Consider the following 25,101-nt stretch of genomic DNA (forward strand, 5'->3'; position numbering starts at 1 on the left):
CACATGCAAGATTATTTAATCAATGAAACAAAGAATATTGTAGAAGTGGGTATTGATTGCTCTATTGAAGAGAGTTATTTGGCTTATTCTATGAGCGTGATCATAGGGCGCGCTTTACCGGACGCTAGAGATGGCTTAAAGCCTGTGCATAGACGCATTTTGTATGCGATGAATGAATTAGGTCTTACTTCTAAAGTCGCTTATAAAAAAAGCGCTAGGATTGTGGGTGATGTGATTGGTAAATACCACCCCCATGGCGATAATGCGGTTTATGATGCACTAGTGAGAATGGCACAAGATTTTTCCATGCGTTTGGAATTAGTAGATGGGCAAGGCAACTTTGGCTCTATTGATGGCGATAACGCTGCGGCGATGCGTTACACTGAAGCCAGAATGACCAAGGCGAGTGAAGAAATTTTAAGGGATATTGACAAAGACACCATAGATTTTGTGCCTAATTATGATGACACTTTAAAAGAGCCAGATATTTTACCAAGCCGTCTGCCTAACCTTTTAGTCAATGGCGCTAATGGGATTGCTGTAGGGATGGCCACTTCTATACCCCCCCATAGGATTGATGAAATCATAGACGCTTTAGTGCATGTTTTAGAAAACCCTAACGCTGAATTGAATGAGGTTTTGGAATTTATCAAAGGGCCTGACTTTCCCACCGGTGGGATCATCTATGGCAAGGTGGGAATTATTGAAGCCTATAAAACAGGGCGAGGGCGCGTGAAAGTGAGAGCCAAAGTGCATGTGGAAAAGACAAAAAATAAAGAGGTTATCGTTTTAGATGAAATGCCTTTCCAAACCAACAAAGCCAAATTAGTGGAACAAATCAGCGATCTAGCGCGAGAAAAACAAATTGAAGGCATTAGTGAAGTGCGCGATGAAAGCGATAGAGAAGGCATTAGAGTGGTGATTGAATTAAAAAGAGATGCGATGAGCGAAATTGTCTTAAACCACCTCTACAAACTCACCGCCATGGAGACCACTTTTAGCATCATCTTACTAGCGATTTACAACAAAGAGCCTAAAATTTTCACGCTTTTAGAGTTGTTGCACCTTTTCTTAAACCACAGAAAAACCATTATTATAAGACGCACTATCTTTGAATTAGAAAAGGCTAAAGCCAGAGCGCATATTTTAGAGGGTTATTTGATCGCACTAGATAATATTGATGAAATCGTGCAACTCATTAAAACAAGCGAAAGCCCAGAAATGGCTAAAAACACCTTAATGGAGCGTTTTACTTTGAGCGAAATCCAAAGCAAGGCCATTTTAGAAATGCGTTTGCAACGCCTAACAGGTCTTGAAAGAGATAAAATCAAAGAAGAATACCAAAACTTGCTAGAGCTTATTGATGAATTGAATGGCATTTTAAAGAGCGAAGATCGCTTGAATGAAGTCGTTAAAACAGAGCTTTTAGAAGTTAAAGAGCAATTTTCTTCTCCAAGACGCACTGAAATTCAAGAATCTTATGAAAATATTGACATAGAGGATTTAATCGCTAATGAGCCTATGGTAGTGAGCATGAGCTATAAAGGCTATGTGAAAAGAGTGGATTTAAAAGCTTATGAAAGGCAAAATCGTGGTGGTAAGGGCAAGCTTTCAGGCAGCACTTATGAAGGCGATTTTATTGAAAGCTTTTTTGTGGCTAACACGCATGATATTTTGCTCTTTATCACTAATAAAGGTCAGTTGTATCATTTGAAAGTTTATAAAATCCCAGAAGCGAGCCGGATCGCTATGGGTAAAGCCATTGTGAATTTAATCTCGCTCGCTCCGGATGAAAAGATCATGGCGACTCTAAGCACTAAAGACTTTAGCGATGAACGCTCTTTAGCTTTCTTCACTAAAAATGGGGTAGTCAAACGCACCAATTTGAGCGAATTTGGGAGCAACAGGAGTTATAGCGGGATTAGAGCGATCGTTTTAGATGAATATGATGAATTGGTTAGTGCAAAGATTGTGGATAAAAACTCCAAGCATTTGCTCATCGCATCGCATTCTGGCACTTTCATTAAATTCCCTTTAGAAGATGTGCGCGAAATAGGAAGGAGTGCTCGTGGGGTTAGAGGCATTAGACTAAATGAAAATGATTTTGTTATCGGTGCGGTCGTTATTAGCGATGATCACAACAAGCTTTTGAGTGTGAGTGAAAACGGGCTTGGGAAGCAAACCTTAGCAGAATCTTACAGAGAGCAAGCTCGTGGGGGTAAGGGTGTCATTGGCATGAAACTCAATAAAAAAACCGGTAATCTAGTGGGTATTATCAGCGTAGATGATGAAAACTTAGATCTCATGATTCTTACTGCGAGCGCGAAAATGATTAGGGTCTCTATTAAAGATATTAGAGAAACCGGAAGAAATGCCAGTGGGGTAAAACTCATAGACGCTGCTGATAAAGTCGTGTATGTCAATTCTTGCCCTAAAGAAGAAGAGCCAGAAAATTTAGAAACCCCTTCTACACAAAAACCACAAAATTTGTTTGAGTGATGCGTTTTCTTTTATTCTTGTGTTCTTTATTTTATTTTTTTGGGGCTTTTTTGCATGCTTTTAGCCCCCTAGAAGATCAAGAATTTTTAATTTCGTATCGCTTGAAAATCGTTGATTCTAGAGTGATGGGCGAAGAGTATTTTGTCTCTAAACCTATCGTTAGCCGCATTCAAACAGCCCCCTATGTTTTAGATTATCATTGCTCCATCACCACCCACAACTTACCCAATTTGAAAGACCCCCTACTTAAAACACAATTAGAACGCTTCCTTTTAGAAATAGCGTTAAAAAAAGAAAAAGAGCAAGTCATTGATTGCATTTTAAAAAGCCAAGTAGCTATCACGCATTATGATCGTAGCTATAAAAATGGCACGACCACCACGAGCATTCTTAACCTCAAAGCCTTAAGCGTTAAAGCGAGTTTAGTGGGGGATGTACTGTCTTTAGATATTTTTAGAAAGGAAGAAGAATGAAAATCGCCATTGTAGAAGATGATATTAACATGCGTAAAAGCCTGGAGCTTTTTTTTGAGCTTCAAGATGATTTAGAGATTGTGAGTTTTAAAAACCCTAAAGACGCGTTAGCGAAACTTGATGAAAGCTTTGATTTAGTCATCACGGATATTAACATGCCCCATATGGACGGCTTGGAATTTTTACGCCTTTTAGAAGGCAAGTATGAATCCATCGTGATTACCGGTAATGCGACCTTAAATAAAGCCATTGATTCCATTCGTTTAGGCGTGAAAGACTTTTTCCAAAAACCTTTTAAACCAGAATTGCTTTTAGAATCCATCTATCGCACCAAAAAAGTTTTAGAATTTCAAAAAAAACACCCTTTAGAAAAGCCTTTAAAAAAACCACACAAACACAGCTTTTTAGCCACTTCAAAAGCGTTAGAAGAGAGCAAACGACAAGCCTTAAAAGTCGCAAGCACGGACGCTAATGTCATGCTATTAGGCGAAAGTGGGGTGGGTAAGGAAGTCTTTGCTCATTTTATCCACCAACATTCCCAACGCTCTAAACACCCTTTTATTGCGATCAACATGTCCGCTATCCCAGAGCATTTATTAGAAAGCGAGCTTTTTGGGTATCAAAAAGGTGCATTCACGGACGCCACAGCTCCTAAAATGGGGCTTTTTGAAAGCGCGAATAAAGGCACGATCTTTTTAGATGAAATCGCTGAAATGCCCCTTCAATTGCAAAGCAAACTTTTAAGAGTGGTTCAAGAAAAAGAAATCACACGCCTTGGCGATAATAAGAGTATTAAAATTGATGCGCGTTTCATTTCAGCCACCAACGCCAACATGAAAGAAAAAATCGCTTCAAAAGAATTTAGAGAAGATTTGTTTTTCCGCTTACAAATTGTACCTATAACCATCGCACCCTTGCGAGAGAGAATAGAAGAGATTTTACCCATTGCTGAAATCAAGCTTAAAGAAGTGTGCGATGCGTATCATTTAGGGGAAAAATCTTTTTCAAAAAACGCCGCTCAACGCCTTTTAGAATACTCTTGGCATGGGAATGTGCGAGAGCTTTTAGGCGTAGTGGAAAGGGCAGCGATTTTAAGCGAAGAAAAAGAAATCCAAGAGAAAGATTTGTTTTTGGAAAAGTAGTTTGTAAGACTTCTTTGCAGATCATCTGCAACCACATAAGTTTAATAACCCCTAGATTTAGTGATCACACTATAATTTCATGGAGTCATTAGAAAAAGCATTTATTAGAAACGCTTAATTTGGGATTTTTGCTTAAAGGGTTTAAAGAGAGATTTAAAGATGAGGATTCAATTAATTCGGAGTTTTTATGTTAGCGAATGATTTTATTGTTAAGAAATTAAAAAACAAGGAGTTACATGGTTTGTTGTGTAACGAATTGAGTAAAAGAGTGGATAAAATTGAGTGAGGAAAAGATTGTTAGATTGAATAGTAAAACCGCTTTAGATTCTGCAAATGATTATGGTTTCATGTCAGATATTTTTGATGAATTTAATGAATTAAAGGCTAATAAAAAACCACAGAAACCTAATTCGATCTATTATGGATATGGTAGCTCTTATAAAATCATTGATGTTTTTAATGATAAGTTTATTTGCTTGAAAATAGCGAACCTAACAATATACTATGAAACCAATTCCACAAATATCAAGCGTTTTTTGAATAAAGAGCCTTATAGTATTGAGCGATTGGTTAGGGATTATTTGGGGGTTTCTTTCAAGAGTTACGATGTGGAGTGGATACAAAAGACTGAATATTAGGATTAAATTTCGCTATAAAAAGTGGAGAACTATAGTTGATAGAGACATTAGAGTGCAGTTCCCTAAGTATCTTAAAAACTCAAATAAGACAGCTATTAAAATAATAAACAAGGTATTCAACAAGTTGAATGAGGGGCCATTGTTTGGCAATATTCTTAAGGATCCTATTCAAGCGATTATAATGCGGATGAAAAACAATAATAAATAAAATCTTGTTGGGCTTTAATCTTCTTAGTTTTTTAAATTAAAAGTCATTTTTTAACCCAATTGCGGTCGCTCAAAAACAGACTTTTCCAACCCTCAAAACTAAACATAGCGTTTAAAGAGCCGTAAAGTGGTCAAATTTCAACGATATGGGGTGTACTCTCGGTATTCTTTTGGCATTGTTTCGCTGTATGATGCCTTATAATGCGTAAAAACGCTATATGCCCTATTTTAGGGGGTTGATGGGGATTTGAGGCGATCTGCTTAGTGGCGATTTGAATAAGGGGAGCGGATTTTAGTAAGGTTTTCCCTTTGTTGTGGCTCGCTAAATTTTTTACATTTTCCAATAATAAAACATGAGGTTTTTTAGCTTGAATGATGCAAAACATTTCCATAACGATCGCCCCTTTTTCATCATTAAGCCCTTTTTGTAACCCAGCAATGCTAAACGCTTGACAAGGAAACCCTGCACTTATTAACCCAACATCTTCTAATTCATTAGGGTTTAAATCTTTAATGTCTTGTTCTAAAAGCTTGTGTTTGAAATTAGCCCTATAAGTGTTGCATGCGTCTTTGTCCAATTCATTCGCCCAGCCAATTTCAAAGCCTGCTTGCAAAAACATGCATTCAAACCCTCCAATCCCAGCAAAAAGTGAGCCTACTTCCATCAAACACCCTAATCAATCTTTAAAATCGCCAAAAATACATCTTGGGGAAGCTCTACCTTACCGATAGCTTTCATGCGTTTCTTGCCTTCTTTTTGCTTTTCTAAAAGTTTTCTTTTTCGTGTAATATCGCCCCCATAACACTTAGCCGTTACATTCTTACCAACGGATTTGATTGTCTCTCTAGCGATGATTTTATTCCCCACGCTCGCCTGGATAGCGACTTCAAAAAGTTGGTGCGGAATAAGCTCTTTCATCGCTTCCACTAAAGCTCGCCCCTTTTCATACGCCTTATTTTTATCTATAATGATAGAAAGTGCATCCACTATATCGCCTGCCACCCTCACATCTAATTTCACCAAGTTAGCTTCTCTGTTTTCTATGGGCTCATAATCAAAGCTCGCATACCCTTTAGTGCAAGATTTGAGCTTGTCATAAAAATCCATCACAATTTCATTGCTAGGTAAGGAATAAGTGAGCATGACACGAGACTGGTTTAAATATTCCATTTTTTCTTGAATACCTCTTTTATTATTCAATAACTGCATTAAATTACCCAAAAATTCGCTAGGCGTGATAATTGTGGCTCTCACGAAAGGCTCTTTGATGCAAGCGATATGATTTTCAGGGGGTAATTCGCTAGGGTTTTGGACATATTTAATACTATTATCGGTTAAATGCACTTCATAGACCACCGTGGGAGCGGTAGCGATGAGGTTAAGGCTAAATTCCCTCTCTAACCTTTCTTTTATCACTTCCATATGCAATAGTCCTAAAAAGCCCACCCTAAAACCAAAGCCAAGCGCCACCGAGCTTTCAGGCTCAAAATTTAAAGCGCAATCGTTAAGCTGGAGTTTTAATAACGCCTCTCTCAAATCTTCAAACCTGTCCGTTTCTATAGGATAAATCCCCGCAAACACAAAGGGTTTAGCCGGCATAAAGCCTTCAATGGGTTTAGAGGTAGGGTTCTTAGCGTCTGTGAGCGTATCACCCACAGCAATATCAGTAACGCTCTTTAGCCCCAAACTCACAATGCCAATCTCACCGCATTCTAAACTCTTAGTAGGGATTTTTTTTAAAGGGTTAGGGTAATATAGCCCTAAAACGCCGTGTTTTTTACCCGTTCCCATCACTAAAATTTCTTGCTCTGTGTTGATATTCCCATCCATGATACGCACCAACGCTAACGCCCCTAAATAATTATCAAACCATGAATCGTAAATGAGCGCTTTTAAAGGAGCGCTAGCATCACCGCTAGGAGCAGGAATAGTCGTAATGATTTTTTCTAACAAATCTTTAATGCCAATCTTAGCTTTAGCGCTCACTTCATTAACGCTAGAGCAATCAATCCCTATGGTGTCTTCTATATCTTGTTTGACTTCCAAAACATTCGCATTCGGCAAATCAATTTTATTGATCACCGGTAAAATTTCTAAATGATTGTCTAAAGCGATATAAGTGTTTGCAATGGTTTGCGCTTCCACGCCTTGAGTGGCATCTACCACTAATAACGCCCCCTCGCACGAACACAGAGAGCGAGACACTTCATAGCTAAAATCCACATGCCCTGGAGTGTCAATGAGGTTTAACACATAATCTTCCCCCTTAAGCGTGTAATTTAAGCGCACGCTTTGAGCTTTAATCGTAATACCCCTTTCTTTTTCAATATCCATAGTATCCATCACTTGGCTTGTCATTTCTCTATTACTAATAGCATTGCATTCAGCGATCAAGCAATCCGCTAAAGTGCTTTTACCATGGTCAATATGAGCGATAATGGAAAAATTGCGGATATTTTTCATAGGCGTTGGCGTCGTTGGTTTCATTTCTCTTGTCCTAAATCTTTTAAAATGGCGTCAGTCAAACTCTCTGTATCTAAGCCTAAGGATTTTTCCACTAAAGCGGTGTTCCCATGCATGACAAATTCATCAACAATTTCAAAGCTTTTAACAGGCTTTAATATATTTTGTTCGCTCAAAAACTCTAAAATCGCACTAGCCACCCCCCCAAGCTTGTAATTATCGCTAAAAACATAGAGCTTTTTATAAGGCGCGACAATTGAGCTTAAATTGTGATCTAAAGGTTTAAGGAATCTCAAGTCTAAAAGAGCGCACTCTATGTTTTTTTCTTTTAAAGCCAATTGGACTAAATAAGCCCTCCCTACGCCATTACCATAGCCAATGAGCAAAATTTCGCCCTCTTTTTGTAATAATTCGCTTTGCCCTAAAACAAATCCGCTAGGCTCAAAAACCCCCTCTTTTAATACAAACGATCCCCTAGGGTAGCGGAACGCGCAAGGGCTTAAATCGTATTCATTAGCAAAATGCACGGCGTTTTTTAAAGTCTCATTATCTCGTGGGGCAAAAATGACCATGTTGGGGATAGAGCGCAAATACGACACATCTAAAAGGCCTTGGTGCGTCTCACCATCTTCACCCACAATCCCAGCTCTGTCAATAGCTAATTTAATCGGCAAACTAGAAATGCAAGCGTCATGCACAATGGAATCATAAGCTCTCTGTAAAAAAGTAGAATAGATGCTCACAAAAGGTTTAAACCCTTCTTTAGCCATAGCGCTGCTAGAGGTTAAGGCATGCTGTTCAGCGATAGCGACATCAAAAAAACGCAAAGGGTAAGCGTCAATGAGCTTGTCTAACCCTGTGCCGCTAGGCATCGCAGCGGTTACGCCTACGATTTTGTCATCTTTCTTGGCTAATTCTAAAAGGGTGTTAGAATAGATTTCAGTGGGCGATAAAATCGCGCTTTTAGTTTTTTTAGACATGCCGGTATCCAAATCAAAAGGCCCTACCCCATGCCATTTTTCATACCGCCCTTCAGCGATTTTATAGCCTTTACCCTTTAAGGTTTGTGCATGAATAAGCACCGGTTCTTTAAGCTCTCTAGCTAATTTTAAGGTTTCAATAATCGTGCTTAAATCATGCCCATTAATAGGCCCTATGTAGTTAATGCCTAATTCTTCAAAAAACACGCCTGGGGTGATGAGTTTAAAAGATTCTTCAAAACGGCTCACTAAATAATTCACGCTTTCAGGTAAGGTGTTTAAGATTTTTTTCACTTTAGAGCGGAAAGACTGATAAAACGGACCTTTCATGAGCTGGCTAAGGGCTTTGGATAAGGCTCCAATAGGCGTGCTGATACTCATTTCATTATCATTTAATATCATAATCATGGGGTATTTCCTATCGCCTAGCTCGTTTAAGGCTTCATAAAAAATCCCAGCGCTAATACTCCCATCGCCTAATAAAGCGATAGGCATGCCTAGTTCTTGTTTCAAACGAAAGGCTTTCGCCACCCCCACGCCCACAGAAACCGAAGTGGAGCTATGCCCAGCGATGAAATAATCGTATGCACTCTCGCTGGGTTTAGTAAAACCGCTCAAACCTTTAAATTGCCTTAAAGTGCTAAAGCTTTCAAAACGACCAGTTAAAAGCTTGTGGGCGTAAGCTTGATGCGAAGTGTCAAAAATAAAAGGGTTTTTTTGGCAATCAAATAAGGCATGCATGCCCACAATAAGCTCTACAGCCCCTAAAGAGGAGCTTAAATGCCCCCCATTAGTGCTCACCACTTCTAAAATACGCTCCCGCAGTGTTTGGCACACTGCTTCCAAGCTTGCAATATCATTAGGGTTTAAATCAAAAGTTTTATTTTGCAAAATCACACCTTAAAATTATCCAAAACGCTTTCTTTAAGCGTTCTAAAGCGCTCCATTAAACTCCCATCAAGGCTCCCATTAGAACTAGTGATCATAACGCCTCCTTTAGAAATAGCCTCATTACTCTCTAATTTGATTTTGGAAGCGTTTTGTAAATGCTCGTTTAAATAAGGATAATCCAAAGGATTGACTTTTAAATGAATATCCGTTGCGTCTAAAACACTTTTTAATAGCTCTTCAGCCAAAGCGAGAGCCACTTTTTGGCTGTTGTCTTCCACTTCTTTAAGGATCACTTCTTTAGCCATATCTATCGCAATCGCGCTCAGTTCTTTTTCTAAAGCCATTAAATGATTTTCTGAACTTTTCATTTTTTCATCTAAAGCGGTGATCGCATGCAAAAGCTGGTTTTTTTCTTCATTCACGCCGTGAGTGAGCTCGTTACGCATTTTTTCTTCGCCCTCTTTAAAGCCGATTTTATAGCCATCGTTTTTAGCGTTTTCAATCAAAGATTTGCTCTCTTCTTGAGCTTTTTCAAATTGCATTTGCAATTTCACCAAATGGCTTGAAAGCTCATCGGTTTTTTTCAATAAACAATCTATCAAATCATTTTCTATCACTTTTTTTTCCAAAGGCTCTTGTGAGATAGGCGTTTCTAAAGAAGCGTGATTGGGGTTAGTTTTAGGGGGTAAATTCGCCATACTCTTAAATTCGTATTTTTGAATGTCATGTTTATTCAAATGGTCTTTTTGGATCAAATTTTTACGGCTATTCAACGATATCTTCCTCTTCGTCCGTTTGGATCACGCCTTTTTCTTGCAAGCTTTGCACGATTTCAATGATCTTTCTTTGAGCCACATCCACATCTTTGATTTTAACCGCCCCTAAATATTGCATTTCTTCTACAAATTGCTCTGCTGCTCTGCTACTCATGTTGTTTAAGAATTTATCGGTTAAATCTTTCGTGGAAGTTTTTAAAGCCAAAGACAAGTCTTTTTTATCGGCTACTTTTAAAATCTCTCTGATGGCGAAATTATCCAATTTCACAATGTCTTCAAAAGTGAACATCATTTCTTTAATCGCACCGGCAAGTTTGTTATCCACGCTTTCAATGCGAGCGAGCGTGGTTTTAGCGCTCTTTTGGCCTAAGCGGTTAAAGATTTCAGCTACCGCTCTTAAGCCGCCCACTTCAATTTTATAGCTGGTGAGCGATTCTAATTTATTTTCTAACACAGTGGAAACCCTTTTAACCACTTGAGGCGATATGTCGCCTAAATTCGCCATTCTAATAGAAATCTCGGCTTTCATTTCATCAGGGAAATAGCTCAAGGTTTCAGCTGCATTGGGGGCTTCCATGTGGGCTAAAATCAAGGCGATGGTTTGAGGGTGTTCGTTAATGATGAAATCAGCGAGTTGTTGAGATTTGATCTTGCTTAAATAAGCGAAATTCTTTTGCGTTTGCAAGCTTTTAGTGAGTTTGTCCATCACTTTTTTGGCTTCTTCGCTCCCTAAAGTCCTAGTTAAAAGCTCTCTAGCGTATTCTAAACCGCCGGTATTGATGTATTGGTTGGATTGGAAAATCGCAAAAAATTCCTCTAAAACCGCCGCACCGATTTGCTTGTCTGTGCCGTTTAATTGCACGATTTGTTTAGAAATTTCTGTAATGGAGTCAATGTCTAAATGCCTTAAAATCTCGCCTGTGGTATCTTCGCCCACTTGAATGAGTAAAATGGCGATTTTTTCACTCATAGAAAGTTCGTCTAATTGCATTTTTTGTTTAGGGGTGAGCTTGATTGCCATTTTTAGCCTTTATCTTTAACCTTTATACTTTAGCCTTTTTTAACCTTTGATGCCGTCTGAAGAAATTTCATCTTTGATTAAGAGTTTAAAGAGCATTGCAATTTCATCAGGGCGCTCTTTAAGGGTCCCTCTAATCTTTTCTAAAATAATTTCATATCTTACTTCTTCTTCGCTAAAGGTTGCATTAAGCCCTAATTGATCTTCTACTTTCTTTTTCAAATCGCCCAATTTATTCATTTCATCTTCTTCTTCATCCATTTCTTCAAACATGGATTTCACTTCCTTATCTTCATCAGGCACCACTTCTAGCATACGCTCGCTGAAAGGCACAATCACTTTTTTATAGAAGATGAAGAGCACCACAAACACCAAAAGATACTTGATTAAAGGCGTAAAAGATCCTAATATTTTTTGGGTTTTATGCATGATTTTTTCGCCAAAAGTGGCGTTATCAATCGTAGGGATTATGGGGTTGAATTCAAAATTACTCACTGCCACATCATCGCCTCTATTTTGGTTATAGCCAATGGCTTGTTTCACTAGGGCGTTGATTTTTTTAAGCGCTTCATCACTCAAGGGTTCATATTCTAAAGCGTTTGTCCCATCTTTAAGTGCAATTTTATACTTGCCATCTACCACAACCGCCGCATTCAAGCGCACCAAAGTGCCAAACTCGCCCTTAATTTCGCTAATGGTTTTACCCACTTCATAATTGGTCGTGTTTTGGGACTTTTCGTATTTTTCTTGATCTTTATTGTCCTTTAATCCTTGCACAGGACCGATATTGCTCACAACTCCAGGCACACCGCCGACTTGCTTTTTAGGAGCACCTTCTTTTTTTTCTTCTAAATTTTGCTCGCTCCTTACGACATTATTAGGATCAAAAGTCTCTTTGGTGCTTTTCTTTTGGCTGAAATCAAACTCCGCATTGACCCTTGCGACCACCTTGTTTTTACCCCCCACAATAGGGGCTAAAATATTGACGATCTTACTTTCTAAAATGTTTTCAAAATTTTGTTTGTAGTGCAATTGCTCTAGGGCTAATTCTTTGGAATTTTCTAAAATATCGCCCTCGCCTAATGGCTCGCCATTTTCATTCACGATTTTCACATTCTCTATCGTGAGTTTAGGCACAGCCGCAGCGATCAAGTTTTTAATCCCTAGAATTTGAGTGGGCGAGAGCCTCATATCAGGCTTAAGCTTGAGCATCACTGAAGCGCTTGGAGGGACTTCTTTAGCGACAAACACGCTGTCTTTAGGGATTGCAATATGCACATTGGCTTTAAGGATAGGATTTAAGCTTTCAATCGTGCGCGACAATTCGCCCTCAATAGCGCGGATGAGTTTGACATTTTGATCAAAATCAGTCGCCCCAAAGTCTTTAGAATCAAAAATTTCAAAACCCACTTTACTCGTTTTAGGGATCCCTTGAGAAGCTAAAGTGATCCTTTCTTCATAGACTTTATCTTTAGGGATGAGAATAGTGTCGTCTTTGGAGACTTTATAAGGGATTTGGTTTTGTTGGAGGTACTGCAAGATTAGAGCGTTATCGCTAGGATCCAAGCCTTCAAATAAAACCCCATAACCCCCTTGTACATAGCCTTTTTCCTTAAAAGGATAGAGCAATAAAAACACGATCAAAGCCGTGATCAAAACCCCCATTGCAATCAGGGCGATTTTTTGCTTTTTATTGAGTTTGATGAAAAAATCAACAATCCGTTGCAATAATATCTTTAAATCCAATATTAAAACCTCGATAAATTTTTCATTCTTTTAAGCCGTTTGTTGGAATCAAATTCTCTTAAACACGCTCAAATAAATCCCTATGGAAAAACAAGCCCCTAACGCCCCCAAACAAAACCCTCCTAAAACACTGCTAAAAGACGCCCCTAAAACAATCAGCACCAACCCTATTAAAAGAATCAAACCAAATAAGCCATAAGTCAGAATATTTTGGAGCGTTTTGTGGGCGATAAAATAAGGTATCAATAAAATAAGCAACCCATAAAAAAGGGCTAAAGAAAGTGCATAGGAGTTTGGCAAGTTAGTGCTGTACGAAAGCCACTGAATGGAATGCGTAAAAAGGTGTTTTAAAGATTCTAAAAGGGCTTCAAATATCACCACACTTAACACTAACCACACCCCAAGCGCTAAATTTCTGCGATAAAGACTTAAAAACACCCCCACTAACAAGCTAAAGGGCAACACGAATTGAGAATAGCCTAAAAAAGCGATGCGTTGGAGTATAAAATCTAATGCGGAGCCGGAATTAACAGAGCTTGAATGCACTAAATTAAAAATGGCATTATCCATTGAATTGGTGTAATCAAAAAAAACCAAGCCAATGATAATCGTAAAAAGCACGCTAAAAAATCCCCCTAAAAGAAAAAGGGCTTTCACTTGCAATAAAAAGAATGGTTTGGGTTGTATAGAAACATTTTTGAAAGAATTTTCAGCCATTACTTAAAACCCTTTTAGCCAGCTAATCAAAAACTTATACTATAGCACCAAGAACAAAAACGCCTCTTTAGAGGGTTTAAACAAGGATTTAAACGCATAAGATCTCTTTAATTCTAGTCAAACCTAGCTAATAAGAAACTGAAAAATCGCCCTTGTGTGGGTTATTTTTTTTTTTTTTTTGAAATGGCTTTAGTTTTTGCCCTCTTTTAAAGCTTTTTAAAAGCTTTTTAACCCTTTTTAGATTACAATTTGCGATATAAAATCAAAGGAACGCATTAATTTATGGATAGAGCCAAATTTATATTCGTTACAGGGGGTGTGTTAAGCTCTCTAGGGAAAGGGATTTCATCTTCTTCAATCGCTACGCTTTTACAGCATTGCAATTATCAGGTTTCTATTTTAAAGATTGACCCTTATATTAATATTGACCCAGGCACCATGAGCCCTTTAGAGCATGGGGAAGTGTTTGTGACAAGCGATGGTGCTGAAACGGATTTAGACATAGGGCATTATGAGCGCTTTTTAAACAGGAATTTAACCCGGTTGAATAATTTCACTACTGGGCAGATTTTTTCAAGCGTGATAGAGAATGAAAGGAAAGGGGAATATTTAGGCAAGACCATTCAAATCGTCCCCCATGTTACCGATGAGATTAAAAGGCGTATTAAAAGCACGGCTAAAGGGTTGGATTTTTTAATCGTGGAAGTGGGTGGTACTGTGGGCGATATGGAGGGCATGTTTTATTTAGAGGCGATCCGTCAGCTTAAACTAGAATTAGGGAATGAAAAAGTCATCAATGTGCATGTAACCTTAATCCCTTATATCCAAACCACTAACGAATTGAAAACCAAGCCCACGCAGCATTCTGTCCAAGAATTACGACGCCTTGGCGTAACCCCTCAAATCATTTTAGCTAGATCGCCAAAACCTTTGGGTAAAGAATTAAAAAAGAAAATCGCCTTGAGTTGCGATGTGGAGCAAGACAGCGTGATTGTGGCCACAGACACTAAAAGCATTTACGCATGCCCTATTCTTTTCTTACAAGAAGGCATTTTAACTCCCATTGCAAGACGCTTTAATTTGAATAAGTTGCACCCTAAAATGGCGGCATGGAACACTCTAGTAGAAAAGATTATCGCTCCTAAACACAAAGTCAAAATCGGTTTTGTGGGTAAGTATTTAAGCTTGAAAGAATCTTATAAATCCTTGATTGAAGCCTTAATCCATGCAGGGGCGCATTTGGATACGCAAGTCAATATTGAATGGCTAGATAGCGAGAATTTTAATGAAGAGACCAATTTAGAGGGCGTTGATGCGATTTTAGTGCCGGGGGGCTTTGGAGAAAGGGGGATTGAAGGCAAAATTTGCGCCATTCAAAGAGCGAGATTAGAAAAACTCCCCTTTTTAGGGATTTGTTTGGGCATGCAATTAGCGATTGTTGAATTTTGTAGGAATGTTTTGGGTTTAAAAGGGGCTAATTCTACGGAGTTTAACCAACGCTGCGAATATCCTGTAGTGTATTTGATTGAAGATTTTATGGATCAAAACCACCAAAAACAAGTGCGTACCTATAATTCGCCTTTGGGTGGCACCATGCGATTAGGCGAATACGAATGCGAAATTATGCCTAACAGCTTACTGGAAAAAGCCTATAAAAAACCAAGCATTAAAGAAAGACACCGCCATCGCTATGAAATCAACCCCAAATACCGCCAAGAGTGGGAAAATAAAGGCTTGAAAGTGGTGGGTTTTGGGGCAAATCATTTGATTGAAGCGATTGAATTAGAAGATCACCCTTTCTTTGTAGGGGTGCAATTCCACCCAGAATTCACTTCTAGGCTGCAAAGCCCTAACCCTATTATTTTGGATTTCATTAAGAGCACTCTTTTTAAATCCTAACCTAAACAATGAAACAAAAGCTTGAAGCTCAAATTAAAGAGCGAGTGGCTTCTATCGCTTATAGTGAAAAAGGGTTTCCTAGCCCCTTTTTGTTTAAAGACTTGAAAAAAGCCGCACTCAAAATCATAGAAGCGATGGAAAAATATACAGAGATTTTAGTCGTGGGCGATTATGACGCTGATGGCGTGATTAGCTCCACTATCATGGCAAAATTCTTTGCGAGTTTAAATTATAAGCATGTCCATGTTGCGATCCCCAATCGTTTTATGGATGGCTATGGGATTTCTAAACAATTTTTAGAAAAATACCATGCCCCTTTGATCATCACGGTGGATAATGGGATCAATGCCTTTGAAGCCGCACGATTTTGCAAAGAAAAAAACTACACCCTTATCATCACGGATCACCATTGCTTACAAAATAATGAAGTCCCAGACGCTTATGCTGTAATCAACCCCCAGCAACCAGATTGTCATTTTATCCAAAAAGAAGTGTGTGGGGCGTTAGTAGCGTTTTATTTGTGCTATGGTATCCACCAACTTTTAAAAAAAGAAAAAAGCCATTCTAGTGAGTTATTGTGTTTAGTGGGCGTGGCGACTATCGCTGATATGATGCCTTTGACTTTTTTTAACCGCTTTTTGGTTTCTAAAGCCTTGTATTTTTTACAAAAAGAACCTTTAGGAGCGATAGGGTTTTTGCGCCAAAAAGAAGTTTTTAGAAAACGCTCTTTAAAAACAAGCGATATTTCTTTTAATATTGCCCCCTTAATCAACTCCGCAGGGCGCATGCAAGATGCTAGAGTGGCCCTAGATTTTTTAAGCACGAATAATTTGCAAGATTGTTGTTTTTTGTATGAACGCTTGAAAGCATGCAATAATGAACGAAAAATAACCCAACAACAGGTTTTTGAAGAAGCCTTTAAGCATGCGTTGGTTGGGGAAAAAATCATCATCGCTCTTAAGGATAATTGGCATGAGGGCGTGCTTGGGATTGTGGCTTCAAAATTAGTGGAAGCCACTCAAAAGCCAAGCCTAGTTTTTACTTTTAAAGAAGGGGCGTATAAGGGGAGTGGGCGCAGCTCTCAAAATGTTGATTTGATTGACGCTTTGAATGGGGTTTCTTCTTTATTATTGGGCTATGGGGGGCATAGACAAGCATGCGGTTTGAGCGTTGAAAAAAATAATATGGTCTCACTCTTTGAAACTTTAGAAAATTTTGATTTTAAAGTCTTGCCTTTTTGTGAAAAAGAACCCCCTTTGATATTACGCTTAAAAGACATTGACAAAGAGCTTTTAGAGATTATAGAAATGGGCGAACCTTATGGGCAAGAAAACCCTGAACCCTTATTCCAAGCACAAAATTTAGAAGTCATAGAAGAAAAAATCATCAAAGAAAGCCATCAAGCGTTGCGTTTTAAGGATGAAGAAAGCGTCAAAGACGCTATTTATTTTAACGCTGAGCGGTTTTTAAAAGTGGGCGAAAAGGTGAGCGTGCTTTTTAGCGTGGAATTAGATGAGTATTCTAATGAGCCTAAAATGTTTGTTAAAAGTTTGTTATAGTGCCGTTTGTTGAAGAAGAATTTGAAATTTTAAAACCCACCAAAGCCTTATTTTTGGTGTGTGATATTTTGAAATGCTCTTTAAAAGAAGCCCAACGGCACCTTGACAAACAACGCTTAAAACAAAATCAACAAATCGTGCGTAAATCTCAAATCATTCAAGGGATCGTTAGCTTGATTTATTTCAAGCCTAATGAAAAGCAAGGAAAACTTGTTTTTGAGACTAAAGATTTTGGCATATTTGACAAACCCACTCAAGTCTATACCCACCCTAAAGGCTATTTTTACCATGAAAGCTTATTAGATTGCATCCAATCTCATTTTGGCAAAAACGCCCACCCAGCCCATAGATTGGACTATGAAACGAGCGGATTAGTTCTAGTGGGCAAAACTCCACAAAGCACCAAAGATTTAAAAGCGCTTTTTATGCAAAAAAAAGTGAAGAAAACTTATTTGGCGCTAGTGCATGGGTTAATGGATCAAAATACCACCATAGATAAGCCCATTCTAACGCCAGAAAACATTCAAAAAGATTTGCGCATTAGATCTAAAATTTCTCCTTTGGGCAAGCCTTCAACCACTCTTGTTGAGCCGTTAGCTTATAATTCTTTTTTAGATGTGAGCTTACTTAAAATAACCCCACTCACTGGGCGTACGCACCAGATCCGCTTGCATTTAAGCAGCATGAATCATAGGATCGTGGGCGAAGGGCTTTATGGGGTGGCAGATGAAAACGCTAGAGAATACCTTCAATTAAAGCGCGAAAATAACGCCCCATTACTCATGCTCCATGCCTTAAGTTTAGAATTTGAATTTAAAGGGGCGCATTATAAAATTACTTCCCCCATGCCCAAACGCTTCATGCCTTTTTTAAAAGATTGACCCCCCATTTATTGATTATCTCCTTGATTATTCTCTTTGGGGGTGTTTTGGTTGAGATCTTTGAATGTCTCGGTTTGTGGCACCCCAAATATTTCTATTTTTTCAAAATTCTCTTGAATGTTTTGATTAAGCATTTTATTGAACATCTCAATTGTTCTTTTAGAATCTTTTTCTTGAGTGTTTGGGTCAAGACCTTTCATGCGATCTTTAAGAGTTTGACCGCCAACGATTGCTTGCGGATTTGTAAAAGCATTTTTAAGATCATCACCAAGTTCTTCAATACTATCATCAAAATCATCTTTGAGGTTTTCTTTTAGATCTTCTTTCACTTTTTTGATATTGTTTTCAATCTCTTCTTTAAACTTTTTTCTATTCAACTTTTCATCAAAATAATTAAAAGCCACATCAACCCCAATAGCTGAGATAAGCCCACCACCTATACCTTTTGTAAGAATTCCAACACCGAATCTAGTGCTAAGTTTTGCCAAAAATTCTGGGGCTATCTTTCCCATAATCACACCAACACCCACACTAGCCACTACCCCTACTGCCCCTATGAAGTATGATTTTAATTTAACATGTTCTTTTATTTTATCATCTATTCCATCATCAATATTTTTTAAAATTTCTGCGATTTGTGAATCATTTGTATCCATTCCTTGTGTAGCGATCTTTTCTACATCCTCTTTATGTTGGGTTAATAAGCTTATATAAGTATCAGAAATATTGTCTGTCATCGTTTTTAATCTTTGTTCGTAATCAGTCCCTAAAAATTTTTCTTGCAATTTATTAGCTATCGCATCTTTTACACTCAAACCGGTTGCTTTAGCCAACCAAAGACCAAGCTCAGTATAATTTCCCTTAAGAGAATAATGCCAGTCTAAAAACTTATCCACATTATTTTCTATTGGATTAAAAAGATTATCTACTTGAGTGTCTATCTCGCTATACATTCTATCTTTACCACTATTTAGTAAATCACTTATTTCTAGTTGATGGCTATCAAGATTGTTTTTTATTAGATCTGGCAAATACTTAAGGATTGTTTTTGTGTGAGCCGTTTTCATTTCTTGACTAGGTTCATTATATAAAATGATACTTATAATATTATAAGTTATAAATAAACCAATAATAGTTCCTAAAAAAATGTAAATATACTTTCTTCCTTTCTTTTTTTTAATTTTTTCTTTTTCTTGTATTTCTAAGTCTTTATCACTCATAATTGCTCCTTAAAATACTTTGATAAAACATAAATGATTTGAACGCTCAATCTAACGATAGCTATCCCACTAAGAGCGTTATAAAAAATAAACGCTGCCCAACCCATAACCTCAAGCCTTCCATTTATTCCAAAGGTTTCTGCTTTAAGCATGCCCCACCAAGCAAACCCCTCTAACATTTTTTTAGATTTTAAAAAATAATCTATATCATCACAACTTGAATAAAGGGAGTTGCTTGCTGCCTTAATGGTGTCCCATAAATTTGGTTGTAAATAATTGGGCATGTTATTGTGATAAATAACATAACAGCTAATTGAGACAAAGAAAAAAGTCCCTACCATAGCGCTCATTTCTCTAGACATTAGCATTAAATATTCTTCATTAACGATATTTTTAAATATTTTTTCAAACATGCTAAAGACCACAGTGCAAAAAACAATGTTGATAAACACAACCCCCCACATCATCAAGTTATAATCTAGCACGCTATAAGCAATGGATATAGATATGAGAATAGAATAAACAAAATAAAAGATAGTTACCATTATTGGAGAGTGTAACAACTTTGCTAACCAAGATTGACTATTCAAAAAACATTTAGCAAAGCATTTTCTTTGATGCATTTTCAAAGAAATATAGCTATAAGCGACAATCCCTAATATCAGCAACACAAAGAGTAAGGAAAAACAAAACTTATCGTAAGTCAAACACCATAAACCTAATAGCACCCCTACAATAACGCTCGTCTCTATAATGATTTTAAAAAAATGGGGTATATTCATTTTTGACTCCTTTTGTGGTGTTTAAGCGGTTGTTAAGGTTATCGGTAAGAAGAAAGATTTTGAGTGCTACTATTATTAAGGATAGTAAGATCATGATTAAAAATACCATCCAAAAATAAGTTTGATTGATAAAGTAAAGGATCGCGCTCTCTATCAAGCAAATGAGTAAAATTCCGTATCTAAATTTAGGCTTTAAAATTTTATGTCGGTATATCAGCATGGCGACTAAAACCCAACAGATCCGCCCAAAATAGATAAAACCCATAAAGCTTTTTCAGGAATACACCACATCTTTTGCTCAGCTGAGTTTTTATCCATTGCCATGATGATAAAAATCAAACTATTGATTATGACCAAGTAAATAATAGAAAAAAATTCCACTCTTACCACCTTAAGAGTGTTTTAACAACCCAAACACTGTTACTTGGCTTTTTAGAGAGAAGACAAAAGATTAATTCTCAAATTCATTCCTTTACAAAAATTTAGCCTAAGGACTTTAGCACAATAATATTAAATCGTAGCTTTTATTCTTTTTAAATTACCGCTTGCTTTATACAAAACTAAAACCACTCTAAAACCCCTATTCTTCAAGCAAAATACAACTTTCGTTTAAATATTCTTTTAAGATTTCTCACCCTTTATGGGTTCTTGATAAAATCAATATCGTTCGCTCTCTTAGTTTTTTAGCATCTTCTCTGTTGGCGTTTTTTGTCAAATCGTATTCACTGAAAAAATACGGCATGACAGATCTTGATTTAAACTTAAGACCCACTTCTTTAATTACTTTTTCTATCGTGTATTTCTTTATTGCAATGCTTTTTGCAACCCCCCAATTTCAAAATTTCCCTATTCCTTGACGCTCTTTTTTCACTTGATCAGCATACTTTTACTCTTTTGCAATCTTTCTACCGCTAAAGCATAATTTTTACTCTCCATAGCTTAATGAATCGTTTGAATTGAAGCAACCCATTTAACCCTACATTATAACTCAAATCTAAAATGACCATTTTTCTCATGGCGTCTAAATTTTTATACCATGCATATCTACTAAGACAAAGCATTCAACACTTCTTTAATTCTCTTTATCCTTTTTAGCTTTCAATTCCTCTTGTTTTTTAAGAATCATTTCTTCGGTAATGTTAGAAAGCTTGTCTTTATGAGATTTATTATTAAGATCTTCTTGGTGGTGGAACTCTTCTTGTTTTTTTGAAATGATTTCTTCAGCGATATTAGAGAGTTTTTCCACATTTTTAGCGTCTTTTTGACTGAAGCGGTTTCTTAAATTCTCTCTAATTTGCCTTTTTCTTTGAATGAGTGCAAACATTTTTTTGCTGAATTGGTAGCATTTATGTACACTAAAAATAATCACGCCCCACTTGATCAATAAAGCGATTAAAAGCAAAATAAAAGAGCTAGAAGTGTCCAATAAAAATTGGCGCACATCGCTATAAACCCAAATATCCACCAAAATAATCAGCAAAGTGATCAAAATAGAAAACGCAATGCTTTTAAACCTAAAAAGCCATGCCACTATCACAAACCCTCTCGTGTGCCTGTGGGCTAACAACCAGCGTTCATTCTTTTCACTAAAAAAATTCATTAAGCTAGAAAACACGCTATTTTTCTTGTTCATTTTCGCCCTTTTCCCAAACTTCTTTAAAATGCTTGGTGTTTTTTTCTTGTTTTTCTTTCAATTCTTTAGCGTGGATTTGCTCTAACAACCTTTTTTCTTCAGCTTCAAACATGATTTTTAATTCTTCTTCACTAAAATCGCTCAATTGCATGTTCTCTTTTGTCAAGCGTTTTTCTACGATTTTAACCGCCTGCTCTCTGATTTTTTGAGATTTTTCTTTAAAAAACGCCCGCTTCGTTTTTTGAAACGCTTCATTGGAATTTTTGTGGATCGTTTGTTTGCAAAAATCTAAAAAATCCTTGACTTGATGCATAATTTTCATGGTTATCCGTTTTTAAAGAGTTTTTAAGACTAATGACCCTTAAAAGAATACCAAAAAAAGATTAAAACTCTCTGGTTAAGGTTACAAAAGCATGAAAGTCAGCCAAAAAACAGCATTTATTTTGAATCCATTGAATCTAGTAGTGGTTCAAGTGTATAGCATGCCACCTCATCTCCTAGTTTGCAACGCTCTTGCCTAATCTCCAATTCGACCACTCCATATCCCATGCATGCCATCTCATTTTTTAATTCGCAACCCTTTTTTAGCGTTTTCATCGCTTGTTTTAGATTTTTGACTACGCCTTCGCCAGAACGCTGCATCTCTCCTAGTCTGAGACACCCATAACCTTCTTTTAAACCACACGCTTTAGTATACGAAGCAAAAGCTTTTTTTAAATCCTTTTTTACTCCATTCCCATTTTGATATAAAGTCCCTAAAAAAGAACACCCTACAGCATAGTTTAATTCACACCCTTTAGTCATTAAAGCAAGAGCTTTTTTATAATTCTTTTCTCCAAAGTCTTTATGAATATATAAAATTCCTAGACCAAAACACCCCTCAGCATAGTTTAAATTACACGCTTTTTCAAAGTATTTTTTAGCTTGAGTAAAATTTCTCGCTTTGTTACTCTCTACACCCCAATCAAAAAGCTCTTTAGGGGTTTGGCTTGCCATTAACCCCCCCCCATAACCGCGCAACCCAAGCATAAAACCCTAAAAATAGCTTTTTTGAAATTCCCTAACATGACGCTCTCCCTTTTATTAAAAAATTCAGACTTTATTATAACCAAATATTAATGACTAAAACCTTTTAATTTTCAAAAATGAGGTTTTGGTTATTTTATAGTAAAAATCATGAGGGGATAGGGGGGGTATTTTGTGCTTAAATCCCCTAAAGACCGCATTACAAGAAATTATCGCTTGACCAATGTCAATCTATTTTATTATATTTATTTTAAAAAATATCTTTGAGCATTTTTTATACTAGAATTTTATCCCTAGCCCTTTTTTAAAACTTGCTGGCAATAGCGCTCTAAAATCCTGCAAGCGCTCAAAGAGTCCAAACGGCCGTCTTTAATAGCGAGCCACTTATTTTTCCTGCCCAAATACTCTAAATTCTCATAAGCTTCTATGCTAGAGCTATCTTCATTGATAAAAACGATTTCGCCCTTAAAATCTACAAGCTTGATAAAATGCCCAATGCGAATATTCGTATCCGCATAATTTTCACTAGGCTTGCCCACCACTAGCACTTGAATGTTTTTTTCTTTCAATAAATCGCTCAAATCCCTAGAAGCCTGATTCCTATTTTGGCGTAAAATCGCTTCTAAAGGTAAGATAATGCCATTTAAAAGCATGGCTATGCCAATGCGTTTTAGCCCCACATCGCATGCTAAAATCATGCTAACACTACGATATGATTGATGCGCTTAATCTTGCCTAGTAGCTCGTATTCTAAAAGTTTATCCCCAAATTTGAGATACGCTTCTTCATAACTAGGGTTTTTCGCACAATATTCTAAAAATTCATCTTTATTTTCATGCATTTCTTGTAAATGATAATCTTTTAAAAGGGTGTTTATAAAATGATGAATGTTAAATATCCCTTGAGCCTGCCCTTTTTCTAAAAGCTCATTAGTGCCATCGCTCTCATTCAAGCGTTGGGGTAAAACAAATAAGGGTCTTTGGTATTTTTGGGCTAATCTCGCGCTGCTCATAGAACCGCTTTGTAAATCCGCTTGAGGGATAATCACTACATCGCTTAAAGCGATCACTAAGCGGTTTCTCGCTAAAAAAGAGCCTTTAATGGGCATGAAATCCTTTTCATATTCGCTTAAAATCAAGCCGTTTTGTGCGATTTCTTGGATCACTTTATGGTTATTAGTAGGATAGATCAAATCCAAACTGCAAGGCGAAAGCATGATCGTTTTCGGTAAGGCGTTTTCTTGAGCGATAATATCCACGCCTAACGCTCCCCCACTCACAATAACCGCACCATTTTTAGCAAGCTCTTTAGCTAGAGTGATCGTGTGTTGCTTGCTATAAGGGGTGGGTCTTCTTGTGCCTATGATAGCCACTTTTAAAGGTGCATTTAAGAGAACGGTATTGCCTATAAAGTAGAGCTTTTTAGGGGGGTCTTTAAGAATGTCAAAAACTTTAGGGATACCTTCTAGTGCACTATATTGGAAGTTACTTTTCATTTTAAACTATTTAGGCAATATAATCTCTACTTCAATCGTTTCCACGCTTTGATTGCTATCTAGGGTTTTAAAGTGAATGTCTGAAGATTTAGTGTATTTTTGAATGACGGCGATGATTTCTTTACGCATTTCTTCCATGTAAGGTAAATTTAAAGTGCGCTCTTTAGCTAAAATCAATTTTAATCTATCCGTTGCAGTAGCCGCACTCCCTTTAGTTTTAAAAAAATCAAACAAACTCATGAAAACATCCCTTTTAAAGCCCTAAAAAAACCTCTTTTAGCCTTAAATTCCACATATTCCACTTCTTCGCCTAAAATCCTTCTGGTGATGCGCTGATAAGCTTTCGCGCTCTCACAATCAGTGCGAATCACCGGCTCGCCCTTGTTGGTTGCTGAAATAATGTGGCTATCTTCAGGAATGATCCCAATCAAAGGCAAACATAAAATCTTTAACACTTGTTCAATAGAAATCATTTCACCACTTTCCACTAATTCAGGTTTTAAGCGGTTGATGATTAAATGTTTATGCACTTCTTCGCCCCTTTTAGCCCGGTTAGACTTCGCATCAATAATGCCAATCACTCTATCGCTATCCCTTAAAGAACTCACTTCCGGCGTTACCACCACTAACGCCATGTCCGCATGCAAAATCGCATGCTCAAAACCGCTTTCAATCCCAGCGGGCGAGTCAATCAAAATATAGTCAAAATCCACCCTTAAAGCGTTGATTAAAGTCGCTACTTTTTCTTTATCTAAAATATTTTTATCTTTACTTTGTGAGGCCGCTAAAAAAGAAAGGTTTTTAGTCTTTCTATCCACGATTAACGCTTGCGAAAGGTTGCAATTTTTCTCCATCACATCTACCACATCAAAAACAATGCGATTTTCCAATCCTAAAATCATGTCTAAGTTTCTCAAGCCTATATCAAAATCAACCACTACGACTTTTTTACCGCTTTCAGCCAATCCGATCGCCAAATTAGCCGTGGTGGTGCTTTTACCTACGCCCCCCTTACCTGAAGTGATAGTAACTACTATTGCCATATGATTCCTTTA

Annotated in this window: 22 protein-coding genes and 3 pseudogenes; 7 read left to right on the forward strand and 18 right to left on the reverse strand. The window is 37.3% G+C overall.

Annotated elements, in window-relative coordinates; translation table 11 throughout:
* Nucleotides 1–3: 3 nt before the first annotated feature.
* The 4 genes from gyrA to DYI00_RS08890 all read left to right on the forward strand — a co-directional run bounded on the left by gyrA (nt 4) and on the right by DYI00_RS08890 (nt 4,752).
* Nucleotides 4–2,499, forward strand: a complete 2,496-nt coding sequence (gyrA, locus tag DYI00_RS03065; protein ID WP_011577845.1) for a DNA topoisomerase (ATP-hydrolyzing) subunit A — start codon at nt 4–6, stop codon at nt 2,497–2,499.
* On the forward strand, nt 2,499–2,972 hold the full coding sequence (locus tag DYI00_RS03070) for a hypothetical protein (protein WP_011577846.1): 474 nt from the start codon (nt 2,499–2,501) through the stop codon (nt 2,970–2,972). The genes gyrA and DYI00_RS03070 overlap by 1 nt, the downstream gene beginning before the upstream one ends.
* Complete coding sequence (gene flgR, locus DYI00_RS03075; protein WP_104687545.1) at nt 2,969–4,114, forward strand: transcriptional activator FlgR; 1,146 nt, start codon at nt 2,969–2,971, stop codon at nt 4,112–4,114. The genes DYI00_RS03070 and flgR overlap by 4 nt, the downstream gene beginning before the upstream one ends.
* Nucleotides 4,115–4,416: 302 nt before the next feature.
* Nucleotides 4,417–4,752: a hypothetical protein gene (locus DYI00_RS08890; protein WP_225236249.1), complete on the forward strand. Its 336-nt coding sequence runs from the start codon at nt 4,417–4,419 to the stop codon at nt 4,750–4,752.
* A 503-nt stretch (nt 4,753–5,255) separates the two neighbouring features.
* Here DYI00_RS08890 and dcm read toward each other — a convergent pair.
* From dcm to DYI00_RS03115, 7 genes and pseudogenes are all read right to left on the reverse strand, one after another.
* Nucleotides 5,256–5,624, reverse strand: a pseudogene (gene dcm / locus DYI00_RS03085) (DNA (cytosine-5-)-methyltransferase); the annotation flags it as partial.
* A gap of 8 nt (nt 5,625–5,632) precedes the next feature.
* Nucleotides 5,633–7,423, reverse strand: a complete 1,791-nt coding sequence (lepA, locus tag DYI00_RS03090) for a translation elongation factor 4 (protein WP_041600279.1) — start codon at nt 7,421–7,423, stop codon at nt 5,633–5,635.
* Nucleotides 7,424–7,443: 20 nt separating this feature from the next.
* Complete coding sequence (gene dxs, locus DYI00_RS03095) at nt 7,444–9,294, reverse strand: 1-deoxy-D-xylulose-5-phosphate synthase (RefSeq protein ID WP_011577851.1); 1,851 nt, start codon at nt 9,292–9,294, stop codon at nt 7,444–7,446.
* 2 nt (nt 9,295–9,296) lie between these two features.
* Complete coding sequence (fliH, locus tag DYI00_RS03100; RefSeq protein ID WP_081430806.1) at nt 9,297–10,073, reverse strand: flagellar assembly protein FliH; 777 nt, start codon at nt 10,071–10,073, stop codon at nt 9,297–9,299.
* The gene (gene fliG / locus DYI00_RS03105) at nt 10,060–11,091 is read right to left on the reverse strand and encodes a flagellar motor switch protein FliG (RefSeq protein WP_011577853.1); all 1,032 of its coding nucleotides are present in this window, start codon (nt 11,089–11,091) and stop codon (nt 10,060–10,062) included. Before fliG ends, fliH begins: the two co-directional genes overlap by 14 nt.
* A 39-nt stretch (nt 11,092–11,130) precedes the next feature.
* The gene (gene fliF / locus DYI00_RS03110; protein ID WP_011577854.1) at nt 11,131–12,834 is read right to left on the reverse strand and encodes a flagellar basal-body MS-ring/collar protein FliF; all 1,704 of its coding nucleotides are present in this window, start codon (nt 12,832–12,834) and stop codon (nt 11,131–11,133) included.
* 48 nt (nt 12,835–12,882) lie between these two features.
* Nucleotides 12,883–13,551, reverse strand: a complete 669-nt coding sequence (locus DYI00_RS03115) for a phosphatase PAP2 family protein (RefSeq protein ID WP_011577855.1) — start codon at nt 13,549–13,551, stop codon at nt 12,883–12,885.
* 282 nt (nt 13,552–13,833) lie between these two features.
* Here DYI00_RS03115 and pyrG point away from each other — a divergent pair, with 282 nt between their 5' ends.
* Genes pyrG through DYI00_RS03130 form a run of 3 tightly spaced genes read left to right on the forward strand, consistent with a single transcriptional unit; the run spans nt 13,834 to nt 17,890 of the window.
* Nucleotides 13,834–15,450: a glutamine hydrolyzing CTP synthase gene (gene pyrG, locus DYI00_RS03120; RefSeq protein WP_011577856.1), complete on the forward strand. Its 1,617-nt coding sequence runs from the start codon at nt 13,834–13,836 to the stop codon at nt 15,448–15,450.
* Between the two features lie 8 nt (nt 15,451–15,458).
* Nucleotides 15,459–17,009: a single-stranded-DNA-specific exonuclease RecJ gene (gene recJ / locus DYI00_RS03125; RefSeq protein ID WP_104709317.1), complete on the forward strand. Its 1,551-nt coding sequence runs from the start codon at nt 15,459–15,461 to the stop codon at nt 17,007–17,009.
* Nucleotides 17,009–17,890 carry an RluA family pseudouridine synthase gene (locus tag DYI00_RS03130; RefSeq protein WP_011577858.1) on the forward strand — a complete coding sequence of 294 codons (882 nt, stop codon included), beginning with the start codon at nt 17,009–17,011 and terminating at the stop codon, nt 17,888–17,890. The genes recJ and DYI00_RS03130 overlap by 1 nt, the downstream gene beginning before the upstream one ends.
* Nucleotides 17,891–17,898: 8 nt before the next feature.
* Here the strand turns inward: DYI00_RS03130 and DYI00_RS03135 are convergent, their stop codons facing one another.
* From DYI00_RS03135 to minD, 11 genes and pseudogenes are all read right to left on the reverse strand, one after another.
* Nucleotides 17,899–19,110 carry a hypothetical protein gene (locus DYI00_RS03135; RefSeq protein ID WP_011577859.1) on the reverse strand — a complete coding sequence of 404 codons (1,212 nt, stop codon included), beginning with the start codon at nt 19,108–19,110 and terminating at the stop codon, nt 17,899–17,901.
* Nucleotides 19,107–19,886 (reverse strand): hypothetical protein, encoded by a 780-nt coding sequence (locus DYI00_RS03140; RefSeq protein WP_041600281.1) that lies wholly within the window; start codon nt 19,884–19,886, stop codon nt 19,107–19,109. The genes DYI00_RS03135 and DYI00_RS03140 overlap by 4 nt, the downstream gene beginning before the upstream one ends.
* Nucleotides 19,870–20,273 (reverse strand): annotated as a pseudogene (locus DYI00_RS03145) (DUF1294 domain-containing protein). Before DYI00_RS03145 ends, DYI00_RS03140 begins: the two are co-directional and overlap by 17 nt.
* A 250-nt stretch (nt 20,274–20,523) precedes the next feature.
* Nucleotides 20,524–20,944: pseudogene (locus tag DYI00_RS08405) on the reverse strand (lysozyme family protein); the annotation flags it as partial.
* A 20-nt stretch (nt 20,945–20,964) separates the two neighbouring features.
* The gene (locus DYI00_RS03160; protein WP_041600200.1) at nt 20,965–21,525 is read right to left on the reverse strand and encodes a hypothetical protein; all 561 of its coding nucleotides are present in this window, start codon (nt 21,523–21,525) and stop codon (nt 20,965–20,967) included.
* The gene (locus tag DYI00_RS03165; RefSeq protein WP_011577865.1) at nt 21,509–21,847 is read right to left on the reverse strand and encodes a hypothetical protein; all 339 of its coding nucleotides are present in this window, start codon (nt 21,845–21,847) and stop codon (nt 21,509–21,511) included. Before DYI00_RS03165 ends, DYI00_RS03160 begins: the two co-directional genes overlap by 17 nt.
* 116 nt (nt 21,848–21,963) lie before the next feature.
* Nucleotides 21,964–22,521 carry a cysteine-rich Sel1 repeat protein gene (locus tag DYI00_RS03170; protein WP_041600282.1) on the reverse strand — a complete coding sequence of 186 codons (558 nt, stop codon included), beginning with the start codon at nt 22,519–22,521 and terminating at the stop codon, nt 21,964–21,966.
* Between the two features lie 323 nt (nt 22,522–22,844).
* Nucleotides 22,845–23,249 carry a Holliday junction resolvase RuvX gene (gene ruvX, locus DYI00_RS03175; protein WP_011577867.1) on the reverse strand — a complete coding sequence of 135 codons (405 nt, stop codon included), beginning with the start codon at nt 23,247–23,249 and terminating at the stop codon, nt 22,845–22,847.
* Nucleotides 23,246–24,046, reverse strand: a complete 801-nt coding sequence (gene dprA / locus DYI00_RS03180; protein ID WP_011577868.1) for a DNA-processing protein DprA — start codon at nt 24,044–24,046, stop codon at nt 23,246–23,248. Before dprA ends, ruvX begins: the two co-directional genes overlap by 4 nt.
* Nucleotides 24,047–24,052: 6 nt before the next feature.
* Entirely contained in the window at nt 24,053–24,286 is a 234-nt protein-coding gene (gene minE / locus DYI00_RS03185) for a cell division topological specificity factor MinE (protein ID WP_000051430.1), read from the reverse strand.
* The gene (minD, locus tag DYI00_RS03190) at nt 24,283–25,089 is read right to left on the reverse strand and encodes a septum site-determining protein MinD (RefSeq protein WP_011577869.1); all 807 of its coding nucleotides are present in this window, start codon (nt 25,087–25,089) and stop codon (nt 24,283–24,285) included. Before minD ends, minE begins: the two co-directional genes overlap by 4 nt.
* Nucleotides 25,090–25,101: the final 12 nt, after the last annotated feature.

It is taken from the genome of Helicobacter acinonychis (assembly GCF_900461455.1).
Lineage (GTDB): Bacteria > Campylobacterota > Campylobacteria > Campylobacterales > Helicobacteraceae > Helicobacter > Helicobacter acinonychis.